Annotated in this window: 1 protein-coding gene; it reads right to left on the reverse strand. The window is 75.1% G+C overall.

The window, feature by feature from the left end:
* On the reverse strand, positions 1-855 hold an 855-nt coding region (cbiD, locus tag ACFFNX_RS51520), incomplete at both ends, for a cobalt-precorrin-5B (C(1))-methyltransferase CbiD (protein ID WP_378213830.1).

Here is an 855-nt window from a genome sequence, read left to right on the forward strand (position 1 = left end):
GGCACAGCTCGCGCCCGGCGCGGCCCAGCAGTCCCTCGCCCTCCCACAGCTCGTACGCGTGCCGCGCCGTGCCGGCCTCCGCGACCCGCGCGGCCAGCTCGTCCGAGCCGCCCATGACGCGCGTGATCTCGGCGAGCAGCTCGGTGTCGGCCTTCGAGCGCGTGTAGTGCGACATCAGCACGCCGGAGGCGAGCCTGGCCAGCTTGCCGGCCATCCCGACGAACACCACCTGCGTGACGCCGTGCTCCACGGCCCTGCGGAGCGCGGCGCCGGTGCAGTCGCCGGCCTCCACGAAGCACACGCCGGGCAACTGCGGCAGCAGCCGCATCGCGCCCTCTCCGGTGCGGCCTCCCGCGCACAGCACGAGCGTGCGCTCCCCCTGCGCGGCCATCACCGCGACCGCCCGCTCGACGCTCGCCCGCCACGACGCCGTCGAGAACGGGCGCACGATCCCGGTCGTGCCGAGGATCGAGATCCCGCCGAGGACGCCGAGCCGTTCGTTCGTCGTCCTGCGCGCCGTCTTCTCCCCGTCGGGCACGGAGATGACGACGCGTACCCCTCGCATCTTCAGGTCCACAGACTCCCCCACCGCCTGTTCGATCATCTTGTGCGGCACCGGGTCGACCACCGCGCCACCGGGCTCCGGGCCGAGGCCGGGCTTGGTGACGACGCCGGCCCCGATGCCGCCGTCCGGCTCGATGCCCGGCTCGTCCCGCCGGAGGGCGGGCGCGGTCGGCCGGGCACCGTGCGTCACGTCAGGATCGTCGCCCGCGTCCTTGATCACCACTGCCGCGGCCCGGTCGGCGTGGATCAGCCGCGAATCGGCGGCGAACGTCACCCGCCGGCCCGGCGGCG

It is taken from the genome of Actinoallomurus acaciae (assembly GCF_042429965.1).
Classification (GTDB): domain Bacteria; phylum Actinomycetota; class Actinomycetes; order Streptosporangiales; family Streptosporangiaceae; genus Actinoallomurus; species Actinoallomurus acaciae.